The organism is Streptosporangium sp. NPDC000509, from assembly GCF_042898365.1.
In the GTDB taxonomy this organism is placed as follows: Bacteria; Actinomycetota; Actinomycetes; order Streptosporangiales; family Streptosporangiaceae; genus Streptosporangium.
The window spans coordinates 243370-262280 of record NZ_JBIAYX010000015.1 but is presented as its reverse complement, the minus strand read 5'-3'; the positions used below and the strand labels follow the sequence as shown (position 1 = coordinate 262280).

At 69.2% G+C, this 18911-nt stretch carries 17 protein-coding genes; 7 read left to right on the top strand and 10 right to left on the bottom strand.

All coding sequences use genetic code 11. The features are described from left to right. Nucleotides 1-148: 148 nt before the first annotated feature. Genes ACFY3D_RS27305 through ACFY3D_RS27295 form a run of 3 tightly spaced genes read right to left on the bottom strand, consistent with a single transcriptional unit; the run spans nt 149 to nt 1532 of the window. Entirely contained in the window at nt 149-391 is a 243-nt protein-coding gene (locus ACFY3D_RS27305) for a DUF397 domain-containing protein (protein ID WP_389984263.1), read from the bottom strand. Between the two features lie 47 nt (nt 392-438). After that, on the bottom strand, nt 439-666 hold the full coding sequence (locus tag ACFY3D_RS27300) for a DUF397 domain-containing protein (protein ID WP_389984184.1): 228 nt from the start codon (nt 664-666) through the stop codon (nt 439-441). Nucleotides 667-686: 20 nt separating this feature from the next. After that, the gene (locus tag ACFY3D_RS27295; protein WP_389984181.1) at nt 687-1532 is read right to left on the bottom strand and encodes a helix-turn-helix domain-containing protein; all 846 of its coding nucleotides are present in this window, start codon (nt 1530-1532) and stop codon (nt 687-689) included. A 261-nt stretch (nt 1533-1793) separates the two neighbouring features. Between ACFY3D_RS27295 and ACFY3D_RS27290 the strand changes: the two genes are divergently transcribed. Further along, nucleotides 1794-2141 (top strand): hypothetical protein, encoded by a 348-nt coding sequence (locus ACFY3D_RS27290; RefSeq protein ID WP_389984178.1) that lies wholly within the window; start codon nt 1794-1796, stop codon nt 2139-2141. Nucleotides 2142-2290: 149 nt separating this feature from the next. Here the strand turns inward: ACFY3D_RS27290 and ACFY3D_RS27285 are convergent, their stop codons facing one another. The 4 genes from ACFY3D_RS27285 to ACFY3D_RS27270 form a co-directional block, all read right to left on the bottom strand. Beyond that, nucleotides 2291-2878 (bottom strand): TetR/AcrR family transcriptional regulator C-terminal domain-containing protein, encoded by a 588-nt coding sequence (locus ACFY3D_RS27285; RefSeq protein WP_389984175.1) that lies wholly within the window; start codon nt 2876-2878, stop codon nt 2291-2293. A gap of 123 nt (nt 2879-3001) precedes the next feature. Continuing rightward, nucleotides 3002-3958, bottom strand: coding sequence for a hypothetical protein (locus tag ACFY3D_RS27280; protein ID WP_389984172.1), 957 nt, complete (start codon nt 3956-3958; stop codon nt 3002-3004). Nucleotides 3959-4287: 329 nt separating this feature from the next. After that, nucleotides 4288-4950: a response regulator gene (locus ACFY3D_RS27275; RefSeq protein ID WP_389984169.1), complete on the bottom strand. Its 663-nt coding sequence runs from the start codon at nt 4948-4950 to the stop codon at nt 4288-4290. Then, a complete protein-coding gene (locus tag ACFY3D_RS27270) occupies nt 4947-6161 on the bottom strand; it encodes a sensor histidine kinase (RefSeq protein ID WP_389984166.1) in 1215 nt (404 codons plus the stop codon). The genes ACFY3D_RS27275 and ACFY3D_RS27270 overlap by 4 nt, the downstream gene beginning before the upstream one ends. A gap of 176 nt (nt 6162-6337) precedes the next feature. Between ACFY3D_RS27270 and ACFY3D_RS27265 the strand changes: the two genes are divergently transcribed. The 4 genes from ACFY3D_RS27265 (at nt 6338) to ACFY3D_RS27250 (ending at nt 9460) form a co-directional block, all read left to right on the top strand. Then, nucleotides 6338-7741, top strand: coding sequence for a glycosyl hydrolase (locus tag ACFY3D_RS27265; RefSeq protein WP_389984163.1), 1404 nt, complete (start codon nt 6338-6340; stop codon nt 7739-7741). Between the two features lie 140 nt (nt 7742-7881). Next, nucleotides 7882-8427, top strand: a complete 546-nt coding sequence (locus tag ACFY3D_RS27260; protein WP_389984160.1) for a GNAT family N-acetyltransferase — start codon at nt 7882-7884, stop codon at nt 8425-8427. Between the two features lie 124 nt (nt 8428-8551). Next, nucleotides 8552-9046 (top strand): NUDIX domain-containing protein, encoded by a 495-nt coding sequence (locus ACFY3D_RS27255; protein ID WP_389984157.1) that lies wholly within the window; start codon nt 8552-8554, stop codon nt 9044-9046. 84 nt (nt 9047-9130) lie between these two features. Then, on the top strand, nt 9131-9460 hold the full coding sequence (locus ACFY3D_RS27250) for a DUF5709 domain-containing protein (RefSeq protein ID WP_389984155.1): 330 nt from the start codon (nt 9131-9133) through the stop codon (nt 9458-9460). A 121-nt stretch (nt 9461-9581) separates the two neighbouring features. On the opposite strand, the gene ACFY3D_RS27245 is transcribed toward ACFY3D_RS27250, so the two are convergent. Further along, nucleotides 9582-10229 (bottom strand): HAD family hydrolase, encoded by a 648-nt coding sequence (locus ACFY3D_RS27245; RefSeq protein WP_389984152.1) that lies wholly within the window; start codon nt 10227-10229, stop codon nt 9582-9584. 209 nt (nt 10230-10438) lie between these two features. On the opposite strand from ACFY3D_RS27245, the gene ACFY3D_RS27240 reads away from it, so the two are divergent. After that, nucleotides 10439-11086 (top strand): Uma2 family endonuclease, encoded by a 648-nt coding sequence (locus ACFY3D_RS27240; protein WP_389984149.1) that lies wholly within the window; start codon nt 10439-10441, stop codon nt 11084-11086. Nucleotides 11087-11331: 245 nt separating this feature from the next. Next, entirely contained in the window at nt 11332-11961 is a 630-nt protein-coding gene (locus ACFY3D_RS27235; RefSeq protein ID WP_389984146.1) for a Uma2 family endonuclease, read from the top strand. Between the two features lie 79 nt (nt 11962-12040). Here ACFY3D_RS27235 and hrpA read toward each other — a convergent pair whose 3' ends face one another. Then, nucleotides 12041-15937: an ATP-dependent RNA helicase HrpA gene (gene hrpA, locus ACFY3D_RS27230; protein ID WP_389984143.1), complete on the bottom strand. Its 3897-nt coding sequence runs from the start codon at nt 15935-15937 to the stop codon at nt 12041-12043. A gap of 388 nt (nt 15938-16325) precedes the next feature. Next, nucleotides 16326-18629: a glycoside hydrolase family 6 protein gene (locus ACFY3D_RS27225; RefSeq protein WP_389984140.1), complete on the bottom strand. Its 2304-nt coding sequence runs from the start codon at nt 18627-18629 to the stop codon at nt 16326-16328. Between the last annotated feature and the right edge of the window lie 282 nt (nt 18630-18911).

Sequence of the window (18911 nt, the reverse complement as noted above, 5' to 3'; positions counted from 1 at the left end):
CCTCGTGTCCCGGTGTCCGGTCATCTCTCGCGGCCGTTCGGGCGTGTCTTGATCGATGAACGTTCACTGGCGTGAGACATGGAGACGTTCATGCGGTGACTCGTGACGTCGCCCGCGTCACGGCCCGCTCAGGCCACCGTCGCGTGTCTCATCTGGCGGAGAAGTCGAACTCCCCGTCCTTGACACCACCGACGAACGCCTCCCACTCCGCACGGCTATAGACGATCACCTCACCATCAGGCCGATGACTATGCCGCACCGCAACCCGCCCACTACCGTCCCCCAACGGACCAACCTCAACGCAATTCCCGCCGCCGTTCTCGCTTCTCGTGCTGATGCGCCAGGCGACACCGGCCAGATCACCGGGACCGAGCACCTCGGACCCTTCCATCGCGTTCACCTCGGCCCCCTCCAATGTCGGCGAGCTTCCACGATGTCTCACGGGGCGGAGAAGTCGAACTCCCCATCTTTGACACCACCGACAAACGCCTCCCACTCCGCACGGGTATAAACGATCACCTCACCATCAGGCCGATGACTATGCCGCACCGCAACCCGCCCACTACCGTCCCCCAACGGACCAACCTCAACGCAGCTCCCGCCGCCGTTGTCGCTCTTCGTACTGATGCGCCAGGCAACGTCGGCCAAACTCATGGAATCAGGCATTTCACACCCTTCCCTCGCGTTTACCGCAATAGCTCCTCTGCTGTCGCGGAGATCAATACAGCCGACTCCTCGGGAGTCAGAGCCAGCTCCCGCAGTTCATCGTACGTCCGCACGAAACGCTGAGCATCTGGCGATTCAATATAAATAGCCCCTTTCGGAGTCTCCGCGTAGCCGATCTCAGGAAACGCCTTCTCCATCGTGAAAATCCGGAACGCACCGGCCGGACTGGCATGCGCCCCAGCGCTGAATGGCAGGACGCGGACCTCGATGTTGGGCTGAGCGGCATGCCTGGCCAGTTCTCCGAGTTGCTTCGCCAGGCATACGGCACCACCGACCTGCCTGTGCAGCACAGACTCATCGATGATCGACAACAGACGGGGTGGGTTGTCTCCCGCGAGGATCCCTTGACGAGTCGTGCGAAGCTCGACCCAGCGGTCGATCTGCTCGTCTTTCGCGTCATACTCGGCCGCCGTGATCGCTGCCCGCGCATACTCCGGGGTGTGGAGCAGGCCGGGCAGCAGAGTGTTGTCGAAGGCCCGTATCTCACGCGCCCGAGACTCCAGCCACACATAGTCGACGAACGCGCCGGCGTACCCGTCCCACCAGCCCTTCTGCCAGACTTCCTGGCTCAGTTTCAGTAGCGCCTCACGGCGATGACCGTCCGCGACGCCGTACAAGTCGAGGAGCGCGAACAGGTCTGGCCTCCGAATGGGGTATCCGCCGGACTCGAAGCGGCTGATGGTGCCCGGATCACGTTGCAGATACTCGGCCACGTCCTTGAGCAGAAGATCGTTGGCCTCCCTCAGTTCTCGAAGTTGCTGACCGAGCCACTGGGAACGCAAAGTGATCCACTTCGGAGCAGCCATACCCATTCCTTCCGAACCGGTCACACAAATCGAGGCACTATCCAATCGATGAGGCCAGACAACTTGTCGAGCCCTTGCGGCTGTGCCGCTATACCGAAAGTAATCAAGCGATCACAACAAGTACGCAAAAGCGACAGTTGACGACCAATTACGGAGTCATGAGGTCACGTCAACACCAAGAACCAGAAAAGGGACCTGGGCAGACTTCGCTTGGAGGCCATGCCCGCCCAGGCCCCGGCGGCCGGAAAGGAAACACTCAAGATGGAGCACTTCGACGATTCCAACCACTCGACTGTCTACCACGGCACAGGCTCTCAGAAGGCGGCAAACGGAAGCGAGGGAGACACCTTTCCCGAGAACGTCGGCACCACCAGGGAGGACGTGAGGGCGTTGGCCGGTGGTCTGCCTCGGGTGTTCGCCCTGGTCCAGGAGTTCGGCGAGGACGTCCCCGAGGTGGTGGCGTACGGGCTGGCACTGCCGGGCGGAGAGGCGGCCACCGTCGGGGTGACCGCCCGGGGGTTCGGCAGCTGGCGGAGCGCCAACAGCGCCGCGTACCGGCTCCACTCCGATCTCGTCTGGCTCGGAGAGAACGGAGAAACCTCCGCCTGAAAGAACGGCGGACCGCGTCCCCGTACGGCGACGGCTAGGCCGCGCGAGGTGGCCGCTCGGCACCGCACGAGCCTGGACAGGGAGCCGCCCGCCTCACCTGGTCTCGCCGACCGCGCCCGGTGCCACGCGGACCCGGACGGGGACGCCCTTCAGCGGATCTCCCCGTCCGGGCTCGCGCGAACACCGTCCAGACTCGCGCGCAGACCCGCCAGGATCGCGTTCAGCCCGTACTCGAAGTCGGCGTCGGCCGCCTCGCGCGACACCCCCTCCACAGGGCGACCGACGCTCGCCTGCTCCTCAAGAGCCCACCCGACGATGTAGCGGCCGATGACGAGAATCACCCGCCGGGCCTCCTCGGGAGAAAACCCCGCCTCGCCCAGCACCTCGACCACGGAGTCGGAGGTCGCGGCCTGGTTCCCGACCGGCCGGGCACCGACGTGCAGCCGCGCGCCGTCGCGATAGGTGAGCAGGCTCCGGCGCAGCGCCCGCCCCCGCTCGGCGAGCCAGTCGGCCCAGTCCTGGCCGGGCCCCGGGCGGGCCAGGTGCGCGAACGCGTCCTCGATCATGGTCGCGGCCATGTGGTCGAGGAGTTCCCGCTTGTTGCCGAAGTGGCGATACAGGACCGGTGAGCGTACGTCGAGCTCCTGCGCGAGCCCGCGCGTGGTCAGACCGTCCAGTCCGACCTCGTCGAGCAGCCGCAGCGCCGCCCGCATCACCGCCGCACGCGTGTGTCGCATCCCCCGCCTCCCCACGTCATCCCCCGATTCCCCACGTTCCGTTATCGACGATAACTGCACGTGACGGAGAACGCGCGGGGCGTGGATCCGCACGGGGCCGGAACCGACCCGTAGGCGGGTTCCTCACCCTCCCGCGCCCGCTCTCCGCGCGCTACGGCGGGCCACGAGGAAGAGAGCGAGCGCGCCGAGGACGAGGACCGTCTGGCCGATCAGGTTGGCGGTGGTCGCGGTGCCGTGAAGGAACAACAGCAGGAAACCGAGGAACGCCTGAGTCAGCAGCGCGCCCCCCGCCAGCGCGAGCCGGTGCCTGGCGTCCCAGCCGTCACCTCGCGACCACCGGCCGATCACGACCGCCGTCACGGCGATCAGTACGATGCCCGCGGCGGTCCCCCACCAGTCCTCGGGACGGGCGACGAACGCCGCGGACGCGACGAATCCCGCCGTACCCGCCAGCCAGGGCTTCGGCGACCGCGCACCCTTCGCCGACCGGGAGCGCCGTCCGACGAGGAACGCGGCGACGACCAGGAGCACGACCACGGCGGCGGCGCCGATCCTCTGTGGCGGCGAGGCCATGAATCCGCTGTCGTCGCGGATGCCGCCGAAGAGCACGAGGGAACCGAGGACGAACACGACGCAGGCGAAGAGCAGGCCGGGTATGCCCAGCCAGGGAGTCGTGGCGCGGCGGGGCACCAGGGTCTCGACGACGGCGATCGGGACGCCGATGCTCCAGACGGCGTGTCCCGCGGTGAATCCCAGAGCGTTGACCGCGCTGAACCCCAGTGCCGGGATGAGGGTGGAACTGCGGGAGACGTCCCCCTCGAACAGCGGGGCGGGGTTGAAGAGGGTCTGGTCGATCAGGGTCGCCTCCAGCACGCCGTACGCGCACCCGAGCAGGATGATCGTCGGCCAGCCGCGCCCGGCGCGGCGCGCGACCTCGCGGATGATGATCGCGCCACCGCCGTACATCGGCGCGAGGACGACCAGGCCCCAGAGCTCGGACGGGGGAACGTTGCCGAGCAGGTACTCCGCGACCAGCGGGGAGAGGAGGAAGAGCCCGAGTGCGGGCGCGACCCGACGCAACGGCCCCGGACGCCCGCCGGGGGCCGCCTGAGCCGGCCGCGCCCCCCTGGCTGCTTGGTCCGCCTCAGCCGTCTGAGGCGTCCGAGATGTCGGGGCCGGCTCGAAGGTCCGGGCCGCCTCGGCGGTCCTGGAGGGCTCGGAGATCCGAGCCGTTCGGTCAGTTTGGGTCGCGTGCCGTCGGTCGTCGGGAGGATTTCCGGTCATGGCGGCGACGCTAGGTCCGGACGCCCTCCGAGCACATCGAACGCGGGAGTGGCCTTCATCCCCCTCCCAGGACGGAGCCGGGCCGTACCTCTCCCCCCTCGGACGGATTCCGGCCGAGGAGGATCTCAAAGGGAGCGCGGGCGCACGAGTCCCACGTCGTAGGCGAGGACGACGGCCTGGACCCGGTCGCGCAGGCCGAGCTTGCGCAGTATCGAGGACACGTGCGTCTTGACCGTCGCCTCGGTGAGCACGAGTCGCTCGGCGATCTCGGCGTTGGACAGCGCGAGCGCGACCAGCCGCAGCACCTCGACCTCCCGCCCGGTCAGCGAGCCGAGGTCGGGCGGCGTGGCACCGGGATCAGGCAGAACGGTGACGAACCGGTCGAGCAGCCTGCGGGTGACCGACGGCGCGAGCAGCGCGTCGCCGCGCGCGACCACGCGAACCGCCTCCACCAGTTCCGCGGGCCGCACGTCCTTGAGCAGGAAGGCACTCGCCCCGGCGCGCAGGGCGGCGAACACGGACTCGTCGACGTCGTAGGTGGTCAGCACGATGACCCGGGCCGGACTCCCCGAGGCGACGATCCTCCTGGTCGCCTCCAGGCCGTCGACGCCGGGCATCCGCACGTCCATCAGGACGACGTCGGGCCTCAGCCGCTCGACCAGGGCCGTGGCCTCCTCGCCGTCCCCGGCCTCGCCGACCACCTCAAGGTCCGCCCTCGCCTCCAGGATCATCCGGAAACCGCCGCGGACCAACGCCTGGTCGTCGGCGAGGACCACCCGGACGCTCATCGCGGCGCTCCCAACGGCAGATGGGCACGAACGCGGAATCCGCCTCCGGGTCGCGGACCCGCGTCGAGGGTGCCGCCCAGCATCACGGCGCGCTCGCGCATCCCCGCGATCCCGTGACCGCCGCCACCGTCGCCCATGCCGTCACCGCTCCCGTCTTCACCGCCCAAGCCTCCGTTGCTCCCGTTGCCACCGCTGCCGTCACCGTCTCCGCCGCTCCCGCCACCACCGCTGTCCACACCGTCACCGCCTCCGCCACCGCGCCCGTCGTCGAGAATGTCCAGTTCGAGCATCCCTGAGCCGACCCTGACGGTGACCTCCGCGCGCCCGGCGCCCGCGTGGCGCAACGTGTTGGTGAGCGCCTCCTGAACGATCCGGTAGGCGGCGAGATCGACCCCCGGCGGCAGCGCGCCGTCGGCACCGGTGTCCTCCCAGCGCACCGCGACCTGCAGACCGGCGGCGCGGAACGGCTCCACGAGCTCCCCGAGCCGGTCGAGTCCCGGCTGGGGATGCTGCAAAGCGGCCTCCGCGCCCGGCCGCACCACGGCCAGCAACCCGCGCAGTTCCCCGAGCGCCTCACGCCCCGCCGCCTCGATCGAGCGCAGCGCGGCGCGTGCCTGGTCGGGATGTTCGTCGAAGACGTCGTCGGCGGCGGCCGCCTGTACCACGATGACCGAGACACTGTGCGCGATCACGTCGTGCAGCTCGCGGGCGATCCGCGCCTGCTCCTCGCTGACCGCCCTGCGCGACTCCTGGTCGATCGCCACACGCCGGTTGCGTACGACCTCGCCGAGCGCCCAGGCGAGGACGGGGAACGCCATCGCGAACTGCGCGTCCTGGCTGGGAGCGGTGCGGAAGTTCAGCGCGGTGAGGGCGAGCAGCGCCGCGAGCGCGGGCAGCGACACGCGGGGCGGGCGGAGCGCGGCCAGCGAGCCGATCGCGAAGAGGCCCGCGAACGGGAAGAGCCCCTGCGGCGCGAGGTAGTGGACGACAAGCCCTCCGGCGAGCGCGACCGCCATCACCGTCACCGGATGGGAACGCCGCCACCACAGCGCCACGCCCTGCGCCGCGCCCGCGATCATCCCGAGGACCACCAGCGGTCCCGGGCGCGCCACCGCCTCGTCCATCACCAGGGCGACGAGATACAGCCCGACGACGAGTGAGACGGCGATGTCGGCGATCAACCGGAGAGTGCTGCGGGACGAACGTCGCACTCGCGGAGTATCCCAGATCGACCACCACGTTTCCGTTGTCCCCGGTCCGCCCGCCGGTCTCCTGTACGGGAGCGAACACGTCCGGCCAAGAGATCCGCGACCCGGCCCGACCGTCATGCCTCCAGTACACCGACAGCATCCGATCCCCACTCCCCCGTACGAAGGGCCTCATCCACATGAGTGAGACTGTTCCGCGCGGTACCGCAGCGGTTCGCGCAACAGGTCGCCAGGTACGCCGCGCCGCGCTCGCGGGCGTCCTGGTGGCCGTCCTGGGCGCCTCGATGGTGAACGGCGCCCTCCCGGCCGGCGCGGCCGAGACCCCCGTGTCGCAGGGCCGGAGTGCCGTCGCCTCCTCGGTCGAGCGAGGCGACCTGTCCGCCGCGGCCGCGGTCGACGGCAGGAGCGACACCCGCTGGTCCAGCGCGTTCAGCGACCCGCAGTGGCTGCGGGTTGACCTGGGCAGGCCCACCGCGATCAACAAGATCGTGCTGAACTGGGAACACGCCTACGCCACCGCGTTCCGGATCCAGACGTCCAACGGCGACGGCCGGTGGAAGACGATCCACAGTACGACCGCGGGCAGGGGCGGCGTGCAGACCATCGACGTGTCGGCCACCGGCCGGTACGTGCGGCTTCACGCCACCCAGCGGGCCGGCCGGTACGGTGTCTCGCTCTGGGAGTTCCAGGTCTTCGGCAAGGGCTCGGCCGCCCCCGTACCGGGCGTCACCCCGACCGCGCCGACGCCGAGTTCAAGCCCGAGTCGCACCCCGACCGCCGCACCGACGCCGAGTCCCGCCCCCAGCAGGACCCCGGCCACACCGGTCCCCGAGGTTCCCGTGGGAACCTCCGCCAAGAAGGGTGTGGGTGTGTGGCAGGCGCCCGGTGTCAGCGCGGCCCTCGCGGCCTCCGGCGCGAGCTGGTACTACACGTGGTCCACGAACCACAACGGTGTCACGACTCCGAAGTCGGCCGAGTTCGTCCCGATGATCTGGGGAGCCGACAGCGTCACCGACCAGAATCTCGCCCAGGCGAAGAACGCCGGCCCCTATCTGCTCGGTTTCAACGAGCCGGACATGGCCGAACAGTCCAACATGACCGTGGAGAAGGCGCTGTCGCTGTGGCCGAGGCTCACCGCGACGGGCCAGAAGATCGGCAGTCCCGCCGTCGCCTACGGCGGTGACCGGGCGGGCGGCTGGCTGGACCGCTTCATGTCCGGGGCGGCCCAGAGGAACTACCGCGTCGACTTCGTCACGCTGCACTGGTACGGCGGGGACTTCCGCACCGAGGCGGCGGTCGGCCAGCTCAAGTCGTACCTCCAGGCCGTGTACGAGCGCTACCGCAAGCCGATCTGGCTCACCGAGTACGCCCTGATCGACTTCTCGAACGGTGTCCGCTTCCCCACCGACGCCCAGCAGGCCGCCTTCGTCACCGCGTCCACCGCGATGCTGGCCTCCCTGCCGTACGTGCAGCGCTACGCCTGGTTCGGCCTGCCCTCCTCGGACAAGGAGCCGAACAGCGGCCTGTTCCTGAGCAACGGCGTCGCCACCCCCGCGGGCCGTGCCTTCCAGGCGGCCAAGTGAGCTGAGCAGCCCGTTTGACTATGATGCGCAGGATCAGGCGACTCGATGACCGTACGTGTCACCGCCTGTTCAGGCGATCACCCCCGCCTTCCCTTTCACGCCGGAAGGCGGGGTTCTCCTGCGCAGAAAGGACTCCTCGGATGAACACCCCCTCCCGGACCACGCGACCGGTCTTCCGCGCGGCCACCGTCGCGGACGTGCCCGCCCTGGTGCGCCTGGTCCATTCCGCCTACCGGGGGGAGTCGAGCCGGGCCGGGTGGACGACCGAGGCGGACCTGCTGGACGGGCGGCGGACGGACGTGGAGAGCGTGACCGCCGAGTTGGAGAAGCCGGAAAACCACATGATCCTCATGGAGGTGGACGGCGAGCTCGTCGCCTGCTGCCAGGTGGAGCACCGCGGCGAATACGCATATTTCGGGATGTTCGCTGTACGCCCCACCCTGCAGAACGGCGGCTTCGGCAAGGCGCTTCTCTCCGAGGCCGAGCGCTTCGCCCGCGAGACCTGGGACGTGCGCGAGATGCGCATGACCGTGATCTCGGTCCGCGAGGAGCTCCTGGCCTGGTACGTACGCCGAGGCTACTCCCGCACCGGTGAGACGGCCCCCTTCCCCTACGGCGACGAGAGCTTCGGCCTGCCGACCAGGGACGACCTGGAATTCGAGATCTTGGTCAAGAAACTCGGCTGAGCGGGAAGCGGCACCGACGGCCGGAACACCCTGCCCGTTCGGCGGCAGGCCGTCGAGCGGACGACCGCCGCGCGTCGGCGGGTTCCGGCCACGACCGGCCGCCGGCGAAGGTAGCGTGACGCGAATGAGCGAGTCCTATCTCGACCCCGCCGAATGGTACGCGTCCCTGCCCACCGTGTTCGTCTCGGCCTGCATGCTGATCACCGACGCGGAGGACCGTGTCCTGCTGGTCAAGCCCAACTACCGGCCCGGCTGGAACTTCCCCGGCGGGATCGTCGAGGAGGGGGAGGCACCCCACGACGGCGCGACGCGCGAGGTGGCCGAGGAGCTCGGGGTGTCCGTCAAGGCGGGCGACCTGCTCGTGGTCCAGTGGACACCACCGGCGAAGGACCGTCCCCGCCCGGTGATCCACTTCATGTTCGACGGCGGCGTCCTGGACGACTCCGCCCACATCCGGTTGCAGGCCGAGGAACTCGACGAGGCGGCGTTCCTCCCCTGGGACATCGCGATGTCCCTCCTGCCGGGGGACATCGCCCCACGCCTCGCCGCGGGGCGCCTCGCCCGCGAGAGCCAGCGTCCCGTCTACCTGCCGAGCGGCCTCTCGGACACCGGCGGCTGAGCCACCCGGTCGCGGGCCCCGCCGAGGTACGGGGACGAACACCTGGCCTGGGATTCAAGGCGACAAAACGGGTAGGGCCGCGGTATGAGTGAAATGCCCCCAGACCGCGAGGGTCTGAGTGACGAGCAGGCGGTCGAGGTCGAGGAGTGGACCGACGACCTCGGCCTCAACCACGAGATCGTCGAACACGACGACGAGCACCGTGACACCCTCGACGAGCGCCTCCGGCGCGAGGCACCGGACCGCGAGCGGGCGCCGCGCGAGGATACCCGCCTGGTGGCACCGGACGAGGGGTTGAGCCCCGACGAGACGTCCGAGGAGTACGCCTCGGATGTGGGCTCCGACGACGGCGACCTGTCGGCCGAGGAACGCGCCGTCCACATCGAGCCGGACATCGAGTACCGCGACACCTGAGCGCCGGGAGCACGCCACCCGCTCGGGCACCGCGACACATGAGGACCTCGGGGCCCCGCGAAGCCGCAACTCGGCGATGCGGTCAGGCCCCGAGGTCGGCTCGGTCTCGTCTCCGGGGCGGTCAGCGGGCGAGGGCGGCGGCCAGGGCGTGCAGGTCGTCGACCACGTGGTCCGCCTCGGCGGCGCGGGGACGCTCCGCGTGGAGATGCCCCCAGGGCCCCCGGCGGATCAGTGCGGTCCGCATGCCCGCCGCTCGGGCGGGCAGGACGTCGTTGTCCAGCCGGTCGCCCACGTAGAGGATCTCGCCGGGCTCGCGACCCGACACCGCGACGACCCTGGCGAAGAACTCCGGGGCCGGTTTGGAGACACCCCAGCCGTCGGAGGTGTGGATCGCGTCGACGGGCAGGTCCATCGCGGCGAGCGCGTCGCGCGCCTGCGGAGGCTGGTTGCCCGCGATGATCAGATCGTATCCGAGGTCGCGCAGCGCCGCGAGGGCGGGCCGTACGTCCGGATAGAGGTCGTCGGCGTCGAAGTTCACCCGGAGCCCGGTGGGGTCGTCGCGCTTCCACGCCTCCTGCTCGGCCTCGACCTCGAACCCGGGCCTCAGCAGCCGGAACGCGTCCTCGAACGACCGGTCGAGCGCGGCCATGCCGCCGAGCACGCCGAGCATGGTGAACCGGGTGACGCCCAGCCGGTCGGCCCAGCGCGACCAGATGCGCGTCTCGTCGATCAGCGTCTCACCCACGTCGAACACCAGCGCCCGGACCACGGTGCCTCCCTCTCCTTTTCAGGCCCCCGATCGTAGTCCGGCCGCTCGAGACGACACCGAGCGGGACCGCGTCACCCATCTCCCTCACCAAACGGAACCGGGAACCCCGCACCCCCCATGCTCCCGGCCTCGCCTCCACGCCCGCGCCACGTCGCCGCCAGGCCGACCCGCGACCACGGACCATACGCGTCGCGCCGCACCACACCACCATGCGAGACTTAGAGTCATCGCCCGAACACGGAGGGAGAGATCTCATGGTGACAACGGCACGCGGCCGTCCCGCTCCCCATGTTCCCCGGAAGAATCCGTCGTCGGCTCACACAGCGCGGGATCTTCTCGAAACCCTGCCCCCCACCCCCGGCTTTCGCGCCGAAGTCATCGACGGGAACCTGATCGTGAGCCCCGTGGGCACCCCCGAACACAGCTGGAGCGCGACACTCCTCTCGTACGCGCTGCAGCCGGTCGTCATGGAGCGGAAGTGGCACGCCCACCTGGGCGGGGTGAACGTCTGCATCGAAAGCCCCCGAGACAGTCTCGTCCCCGACCTCGTGCTCGCCCCCGCCGACTGCCCACGCTGGGGCACACTGGAGCTACGATCCTCTGGATTGATCATGGTCACCGAGATCGTCTCCCCGGAGAGCACGCGGGTCGACCATGACGACAAGCCTCACATCTACGCCACGGGCGAGGTGCCCCTCATGCTGCTCGTCGACCCGATCGCCACCCCTCCCACGGTCACGGTCCTGAGCGATCCCGAGGACGGGACCTACCAGACCGTCACGCGCGTCCAGATGGGCAAGCCGCTCCGCATCCCCTCCCCCGTCGACTTCGACCTCGACACCTCGATCTTCCTGTAACGCGACCGGCCACCCACCGGACGGCGACCTCAGCGCCCCGGTCGCGAAAGGTCCCAGCATCCGGCTCGCGCAGCCGCAGCGCCTTCGACCGTTCCACTCGTTTCGGATTCCTTGTTCATGAAAGCCTCCACATCCGGGCCGGAACCTCGGTTCCGGCCCGCGTACAGGGATCATTTCTCTCCCACCGCAGGGGGCCTTGTGGCACACTCAGAGTGCATGTTCGGACACGGAGGGATACAAAGCCGATGGTGATGACAGCGTCTCAGCGATCCGTCCCGCGCACCGCGACCCAGCCACCCCCTCAGCCCTCCGTCCCAGAAGAGCAGCCGCTCCCTCGTACTCCAAGGGACATCTTCGAGTCCCTTCCCCCAACCCTGTGCCTTCGCGCCGAGATCATCGACGGGAACCTCATCGTGAGCCCATCCGGCATTCCACAACATGGCCGAATCGCCATGCGCCTCGCCTTCGCCCTGCAGCCGATTTTGGAGAAAAACAGCTGGGAGAGTTTCGCGGGGAATGTCGACGTCTGCATCGAGGGGCCACGTGACACCTTGGTTCCCGACTACTGCCTGGTCCCGGTGGACGCTCCGCTCTGGGGTGAGCGTGAGATCCTCTCCTCGGGGCTCATCCTGGCGGCGGAGATCGTCTCACCGGGGAGCATGGAGATGGACCGCGCCACGAAGCCCAGGATCTACGCGGGCTGCGGCGTCCCGATCATGATGATCGTCGACCCGGTCGCCTCCCCGCCGATGGTCACGGTCCTGAGTGACCCCGAGGAGGGCACCTACCGGACCATGACCCACACCGAGATGGGCAAGCCGCTGCGCATCCCCTCCCCCGTCGACTTCGACCTCGACACCTCGATCTTCCTGTAGCTCCCCGCCCCGGCGGAGCCTCGGCCTGCGGCAACGCACTCCGGAGCCGAACGCCGGCGGCTCCTCCCGGGACAGCCCTTCACAGCTTCTCCATCGCCTTGCGGATGCGCTTGTCGGAGATCGAGTACGGAGTTCCGAGGGTCTGCGCGAAGTAGCTCACCCTGAGCTCCTCGATCATCCAGCGGATCTGGCGGACGTCGTCGTCCGAGCGGCGGGCCGGTGGGAGCTTCTCGACCAGTTCGTGATACTCGTCCTCGATGTCGTGCACCCTGTCCATCCGCTCCCCGTCGCGGAACGCGTCCTCGTGCACCTTCTCCAGCCGCCGTTCGGCCCCCTTGAGATAGCGGAGCAGGTCGGGCAGTCGCTTGTAACCGGTGTCGGTGACGAAACCCGGGTAGACGAGGTTGGCCACCTGGTCGCGGATGTCCTCGATCGCGGGGGTGGAGCGAGACTCGGGCAACAGGGTCGAGACGGTGTGCCAGACCTTGAGGATGCTCTCGACACGGGCGACCACCTCGGCGGTGGTGTCGAACAGTTCGGCCCTGACCCTGTCGTGCAGGGTGGTGAAGGCCGTCTCGTCCCAGACCGGGCCCCCGTGCTCGGCCATGAGGTGATCGGCGGCGCAGGCGATGCAGTCGTCGAACAGCGCGGTGGCACCGGCGTGCGGGCTGCGGCTCAGGGCGAGCTTGGACTGGTTGCCGAGGCGGCCGAGCACCCATTTGGCCGGTGACGGGGTGTTGAGCAGCAGCAGCCTGCGGGTGCCCTCCCACATCGCCCGGCGCTGCTCGGTCTCGGTCTCGTACATCCGTACGGCCACGGTGGCGCCCTCGTCCGCGAGCGCCGGGTACGCCTTCATCCTGCGCTCTTCGAACGTCTTGGGCAGCGCGCCCACGGTCCATCCCGTCAGGCCGGTCTTCTCCAGGCCGGCGGCTTTGGACAGGGTCTGGCGGAGCTTGGGGGCGAGCCGCCGTTTCAGCTCGGCCAGGTCCTTGCTCTCCGCCAGCTTGTGCCTGCGCCCGTCGATCACCCGGAAGGTGATCTTGAGGTGGTCGGGGACGAGGTCGGGCTGCCATGCCTCGCGCGGCACCTGGACGCCGGTCAGGTTCAGCAGCTCGCGCTCCAGCACGGCGAGCAGCGGCTCCTGGGTGGGCTCGGCCCGTTCCAGCGCCTTCTTGGCGTAGTTGGGGGCGGGGACGAAGTTGCGCCGGATGTGCTTGGGCAGGCTCCGGATGAGCGCGGTGAGCAACTCCTCGCGCAGCCCGGGGATCTGCCAGTCGAAACCCTCGACGTTGACCTGGTTGAGCAGCGCGAGCGGGATGTGCGCGGTGACGCCGTCGGCGTCGGTGCCGGGCTCGAACTGGTAGGTGAGGGGGAAGCGCAGGCCGCCCTGGCGCCACACGTCGGGGTAGTCGCGTCTGCTGACGTCGCCCGCCGTCTCGCTGATCAGCATCGACTTCTCGAAGTTGAGCAGGTCGGGCTGATCGGCGCGAACCTTCTTCCACCAGGAGTCGAAGTGGCGTCCGGAGACGACGTCGGCGGGGACGCGCTGGTCGTAGAAGTCGAACAGCGTCTCGTCGTCGACGAGGATGTCGCGGCGCCGTGCCCGTTCCTCCAGCTCCTCGACCTCTTCGAGCAGCCTGCGGTTCTCGGTGAAGAAGGCGTGGTGGGTCTCCCAGTCGCCCTCGACCAGGGCGTGCCGGATGAACAGCTCCCGGCTCAGCTCGGGGTCGATGCGGCCGTAGTTGACCTTGCGCTGGACCACGATCGGGACGCCGTACAGCGTCACCTTCTCGTAGGCCATCACCGAGCCCTGCTTCTTCTCCCAGTGCGGCTCGGAGTAGGTGCGCTTGATCAGGTGCTGGGCGAGCGGCTCGACCCACTCGGGCTCGATCTTGGCGTTCACCCGGGCCCAGAGCCTGGAGGTCTCCACCAGCTCGGCCGACATCACCCAGAGCGGCTGCTTCTTGGCGAGCGCGGAGCCGGGGAAGATCGCGAACCGGGCGTTGCGCGCGCCGACGTACTCGGTCATGGGCCTGCGCGGTTCGTTCGGGGGGCGGCGACCGCCGCCGGCGGCGTCGGCGGTCTTCTTGTCGATGTCCTTGACGCCGACGTGCGACAGCAGACCCGACAGCAGGGAGATGTGGATCTTCTGCTCGTCGCCGGGGGTGCTGTTGAGGGTGACGCCCAGGGTCTTCGACATCTGGCGGAGCTGGCCGTAGACGTCCTGCCACTCGCGGACGCGCAGGTAGTTGAGGAACTCGGCCTTGCACAGTCGCCGGAACGCGCTGGAGGAGAGCTCCTTCTGCTGTTCCTGCAGGTATTCCCACAGGTTCAGGTACGAGACGAAGTCGGACTCCTTGTCCGCGAAGCGGCGGTGTTTCTCGTCGGCGGCCTGCTGCTTGTCGGCCGGTCGCTCGCGCGGGTCCTGGATCGACAGCGCGGAGGCGATGACCATGACCTCGCGGACGCAGCCGTTGTGGTCGGCCTCCAGCACCATGCGGGCCAGTCGCGGGTCGACCGGCAGGCCCGCCAGCTTGCGGCCGAGCGGGGTCATCCGCCGCCCCTGGTCGAAGGCGCCCAGCTCAAGCAGCAGGTCGTAGCCGTCCTTGACCTGGCGCTGGTCGGGCGGCTCGACGAACGGGAAGGCGCCGATGTCGCCCAGGCCGATCGAGGTCATCTGCAGGATGACCGAGGCGAGGTTGGTACGCAGGATCTCCGGGTCGGTGAACTCCGGCCGGGTGACGAAGTCGTCCTCCTCGTACAGCCGGATGCAGACGCCCTCGGAGACGCGGCCGCAGCGGCCCTTGCGCTGGTTGGCCGAGGCCTGGGAGATCGCCTCGATGGGCAGGCGCTGGACCTTGGTGCGGTGGCTGTATCGGGAGATCCTGGCGAAGCCGGGGTCGACCACGTACTTGATGCCCGGCACGGTCAGCGAGGTCTCGGCCACGTTGGTGGCGAGCACGACCCGGCGGTTGGTGTGCGTCTGGAAGACCCGGTGCTGCTCGGCGGCGGACAGCCTGGCGTACAGCGGCAGGATCTCCGCGTCCTCGCGCTTCGACAGCGCCTCGGCGGTGTCGCGGATCTCGCGCTCGCCGCTGAGGAAGACGAGGATGTCGCCGGGTCCCTCCGCGCACAGCTCGTCGACCGCCTTGCCGATCGCCTGGATCTGGTCGTCGTCCTCGGCGATCGGCCGGTAGCGCACCTCGACGGGGTAGGTCCGGCCGGAGACCTCCACGATCGGCGCGTCGCCGAAGTGCCGGGAGAATCGCTCGGGGTCGATCGTCGCCGAGGTGATGATCACCTTCAGGTCGGGGCGGCGCGGGAGCAGCTGCTTGAGGTAGCCCAGGATGAAGTCGATGTTGAGGCTGCGCTCGTGCGCCTCGTCGACGATGAGCGTGTCGTACTGGTCGAGGTCGCGGTCGTTCTGCAGCTCGGCGAGGAGGATGCCGTCCGTCATGACCTTGACGAGGGTGCCGTCGCCCACCTGGTCGGTGAAGCGCACCTTGTAGCCCACGGCGTCGCCGAGCGGGGTGTCGAGCTCCTCGGCGACGCGCTCGGCCACGGTGCGGGCCGCGATGCGGCGGGGCTGGGTGTGCCCGATCAGGCCCCTCACGCCCCTGCCCAGCTCAAGGCAGATCTTCGGCAGCTGGGTGGTCTTGCCGGAGCCGGTCTCTCCGGCGACGATCACGACCTGGTTGTCGCGGATCGCCTCCAGGATGTCGTCCCTGCGCCGGCTGACCGGCAGCGCCTCCGGATAGGTGATCGCGGGGACACCGGCGCGGCGCCGGGCGACGCGCCGTTCGGCCCGCTCGATGTCGGAGGTGATCTCCGTGGCGATCTTCTGCTGCGCGGCGCGGTTTCTGACCCTGCGTGCCCCGTCGAGCCTGCGGCGAAGCCGCCGCTGGTCACGCAGCGTGAGCTCGGGCAGGCGTGCGTGCAGGTCGGAGAGAGACGATGTCAAAGGAGGCGTTCCCATACTGAACCCAGGATACTTTCGGCCCACGTGTGAAGGCTCACCCGCGGTCGTGAGACGCGTGTGAAGCTCCACACCTGAAGGCCCCTGTGCGAAGGCCCAACCGCCCATGCTGCCCGAGACACCGCGCCACCGCATCCCAATATCGGACCGTACGGAGGCCCGCCCTCGGCCTCAGGGCCGATCCCCGTGCCGAAGACGAGCGCGCGGTGGCGGGAGGCCGGGGAAAGGCGACCGGAGACCCTCGGGAAGGTGGCGGCCCCGAGGGGAGGCCGGGACTTCAGGAGGAAAGGAGGCGGCCCCGCCTCCCCGAAATCGGAATTCGGGGTGACGGGGCCGTCGTGTCGAGCCTCACCCGGATCCCGCCGGGGCGGGATCCGGGGTCAGCGGGTTACGGGAGGGGAGGGTAGGCGTTCTGCAGCAGCTGGCGGAACTGGGCGGAGAACCACTGGCCGGAGACCGGGGCGTCACCCAGGGCGCCGGTGGGGTTGTTGCCGTTGCGCTCGTTACCGCCGTAGGTCGGGTCGCACATCCGGTCGAAGCCCTTGCCCTCGTTGTTCGGGATCTCCTTGCTGGAGCCGTCGGACTCACCCGGAGGCTTGACCCAGACGTAGGCGTCCAGCCCGGGGGCGGGGTTGGGCTGCGGGCGCTCGCCGAGTCCGGCACCGTCCTGGTTGCACCAGTTGCCGGCGTGGACCCTGCGGTCGACGCGCGACTGGTTGACGAAGGTGTCCACGTTCGTCGAGGTGCTGGGAGCGGCCGGGCGGGCCGAGCCTCCCCAGCCGTTGCGGGAGGTGTCGATCAGCATGCCGATGTTGGACTTGAAGCCCTTCTGGATCAGCGTGGTCCTGAAGGCCTGGGCGAAGGAGAGCTCGTCGACGTAGAAGTTCCAGTCGACCCACTTGGACTGGCGGACGCTCTGGCCGTTGACGTTGGTGTTGATGGTGAAGTGCGGCTCACGCAGCGCCGAGTAGTTGGCGGTGTTGGTGATGAAACCGTCCACGCTGTCGAAGCCCGCGGTGGTGCCGGCGACGGTGGTCGCGAACAGGTCGGCGGACGGACCGAAGTTGGAGTCCCAACCGAGCCAGCCGTGGTGTCCGGCGTCGACGTAGGTGTAGACGTTCTTGATCGCGTGCAGCTTGTTCAGGGCGTAGCGGACGCCGTCGACGTAGGCGCCGCTGCTCTTGGCCTCCTGGCACTTCGCCAGGTTGAGGTTGGTGACCAGGTTCGGCAGCGAGTCGATCTCGACGATCGTCGAGATCCGCAGGCCCGCGTACTTCGACTCGGCCATGATCGCGGCGATCGGGTCGATGTACTCGGTCTTGTAGCGGTTCAGGCCGTTCTCGGAGATGAGCAGCTCACCGTTGGAGGCGAGCGCCGAGCAGTCGCGGTTGGGCAGGTTGTAGATGACGATCTGGATCGTCAGCGGCTTGCTGCCGTTGGCCGCGTCCTGCAGCAGGGCCTCGTCCAGGTGGGCGCGCAGGCCCCTGCCCGAGGAGGTGCCCTCGATGGCGGCGATCCGGTCCAGCCACACGGCGGTGGAGATCTTGGAGACCGCGGTGCCACCGGGCTCGGCGGCGGCCTTGGTGGACCAGTCGGGGTTCACGTAGCCGTCGGCGCCGTCGTAGGGGTTGTCGACGTGCACCGGCGTCGGGTCGGTGCCGTCGTCGTCGGCCTCGGTCACGGCGACGGTGGCGGAGGTGTGTCCTGTGGCGGTGGCCGTGATGGTGGCGGTGCCGTTGGTCTGGTCGGCGTCCTGGGCCGCCGAGACCGTCACGTTCTGCGCCGTGTTCCAGTTGGCGGTGGTGAAGGTCAGCGTGCTGGGCGCGATGGTGATGTCGCTGTCACCCGTCTTGGCCAGGCTGACCGTGACGTTGCCGGTCGGCGCCTGGCTGAGCCGGAAACCAACCGTCCTCGACGAGCCCTCGGGGACGCTGAGGGAGGTCGGGGAGGCGACGATCGACGGCGTCGTGTTGCCGCCGCCCACGGTGAAGGGCACCGCGGCGGTCTGGGTGGAGAGCGCCGGGGAGGCGTTGTCGTACGCCTTGGCACTCGCGGTGTGCGAGCCGCTCGCCAGGCCGGTGGCGGAGTAGGAGTAGGGGGCGGTGGTGTCGGTGTTGACCAGCGTGCCGTCGACGTAGAACTCCACCTTGCTGATGGAGCCGTCGTCGCTCGCGGTCGCGGCGAGCGGCACGGCGGCACCGGCCTGGTGGGTGGAGCCGGAGGCGGGGCTGGTCAGGCTGACCGTGGGGGGCTGGTTGACCGGGGGCTGCCCGCCGCAGGTCACGCCGTTGACCGTGAAGGAGGTGGGCTTGGGGTTACTCCCGTTCCACGATCCGTTGAAGCCGAGGCTGGTGGAGGCGCCGGTGGCGAGGGCGCCGTTCCAGGCGAGGTTCTTCGCGGTGACCTGGGCGCCCGACTGTGCCCAGGTGGCCGACCAGCCCTGCTGGATCGTCTGCCCGGCGCCGAAGGTGAAGCCCAGGGTCCAGCTCGTGAGCGGGTCACCGAGGTTCTTCAGGGTAACGTTGGCGGTGAATCCGCCCTGCCAGTCATTGGTGGTGTAGGCGACGTCGCAGGCGACCGCGGCGTGCGCCGTGGCGGCCTGCCCGGTGGCGAGACCGGCGGCGGCCACGAACATGGCCGCCATGGTCGCCACCCGGTTGCGCCAGGTATGGCGGCGCGGATTGACTGTCATTCGTAATCATCTCCAGGACGATGGTGGGAGCGCTCCCATAGTCCGGATGTTTCGAGGATGTGTACAGCTTGTTGCACGTCGGAGCCCTTGGATTGGCACCCTCCCGGCCGCTGACCTCACCGAACGGGTTTCGAACCCGATGAAAGTTTCAGACCTCTGTCCTCAAGTGCTCCAAAACGGTGCGCGGCCACCGGTGAACGGCCCCCGGGGCACCGCGAATCTCTCCGCCCCGCCTCCGGATCGCCTCCATGAAGCACACACCCGAGCCGCACCATGTGCCGC

What these genes read in the sequence shown, in the direction of transcription:
- ACFY3D_RS27305 (WP_389984263.1), bottom strand. Translation starts at nt 391, where the DNA reads ATGGAAGGGTCCGAGGTGCTCGGTCCCGGTGATCTGGCCGGTGTCGCC.
- ACFY3D_RS27300 (WP_389984184.1), bottom strand. Translation starts at nt 666, where the DNA reads ATGCCTGATTCCATGAGTTTGGCCGACGTTGCCTGGCGCATCAGTACG.
- ACFY3D_RS27295 (WP_389984181.1), bottom strand. Translation starts at nt 1,532, where the DNA reads ATGGCTGCTCCGAAGTGGATCACTTTGCGTTCCCAGTGGCTCGGTCAG.
- ACFY3D_RS27290 (WP_389984178.1), top strand. Translation starts at nt 1,794, where the DNA reads ATGGAGCACTTCGACGATTCCAACCACTCGACTGTCTACCACGGCACA.
- ACFY3D_RS27285 (WP_389984175.1), bottom strand. Translation starts at nt 2,878, where the DNA reads ATGCGACACACGCGTGCGGCGGTGATGCGGGCGGCGCTGCGGCTGCTC.
- ACFY3D_RS27275 (WP_389984169.1), bottom strand. Translation starts at nt 4,950, where the DNA reads ATGAGCGTCCGGGTGGTCCTCGCCGACGACCAGGCGTTGGTCCGCGGC.
- ACFY3D_RS27265 (WP_389984163.1), top strand. Translation starts at nt 6,338, where the DNA reads ATGAGTGAGACTGTTCCGCGCGGTACCGCAGCGGTTCGCGCAACAGGT.
- ACFY3D_RS27260 (WP_389984160.1), top strand. Translation starts at nt 7,882, where the DNA reads ATGAACACCCCCTCCCGGACCACGCGACCGGTCTTCCGCGCGGCCACC.
- ACFY3D_RS27255 (WP_389984157.1), top strand. Translation starts at nt 8,552, where the DNA reads ATGAGCGAGTCCTATCTCGACCCCGCCGAATGGTACGCGTCCCTGCCC.
- ACFY3D_RS27250 (WP_389984155.1), top strand. Translation starts at nt 9,131, where the DNA reads ATGAGTGAAATGCCCCCAGACCGCGAGGGTCTGAGTGACGAGCAGGCG.
- ACFY3D_RS27240 (WP_389984149.1), top strand. Translation starts at nt 10,439, where the DNA reads ATGCGAGACTTAGAGTCATCGCCCGAACACGGAGGGAGAGATCTCATG.
- ACFY3D_RS27235 (WP_389984146.1), top strand. Translation starts at nt 11,332, where the DNA reads ATGGTGATGACAGCGTCTCAGCGATCCGTCCCGCGCACCGCGACCCAG.
- hrpA (WP_389984143.1), bottom strand. Translation starts at nt 15,937, where the DNA reads ATGGGAACGCCTCCTTTGACATCGTCTCTCTCCGACCTGCACGCACGC.
- ACFY3D_RS27225 (WP_389984140.1), bottom strand. Translation starts at nt 18,629, where the DNA reads ATGACAGTCAATCCGCGCCGCCATACCTGGCGCAACCGGGTGGCGACC.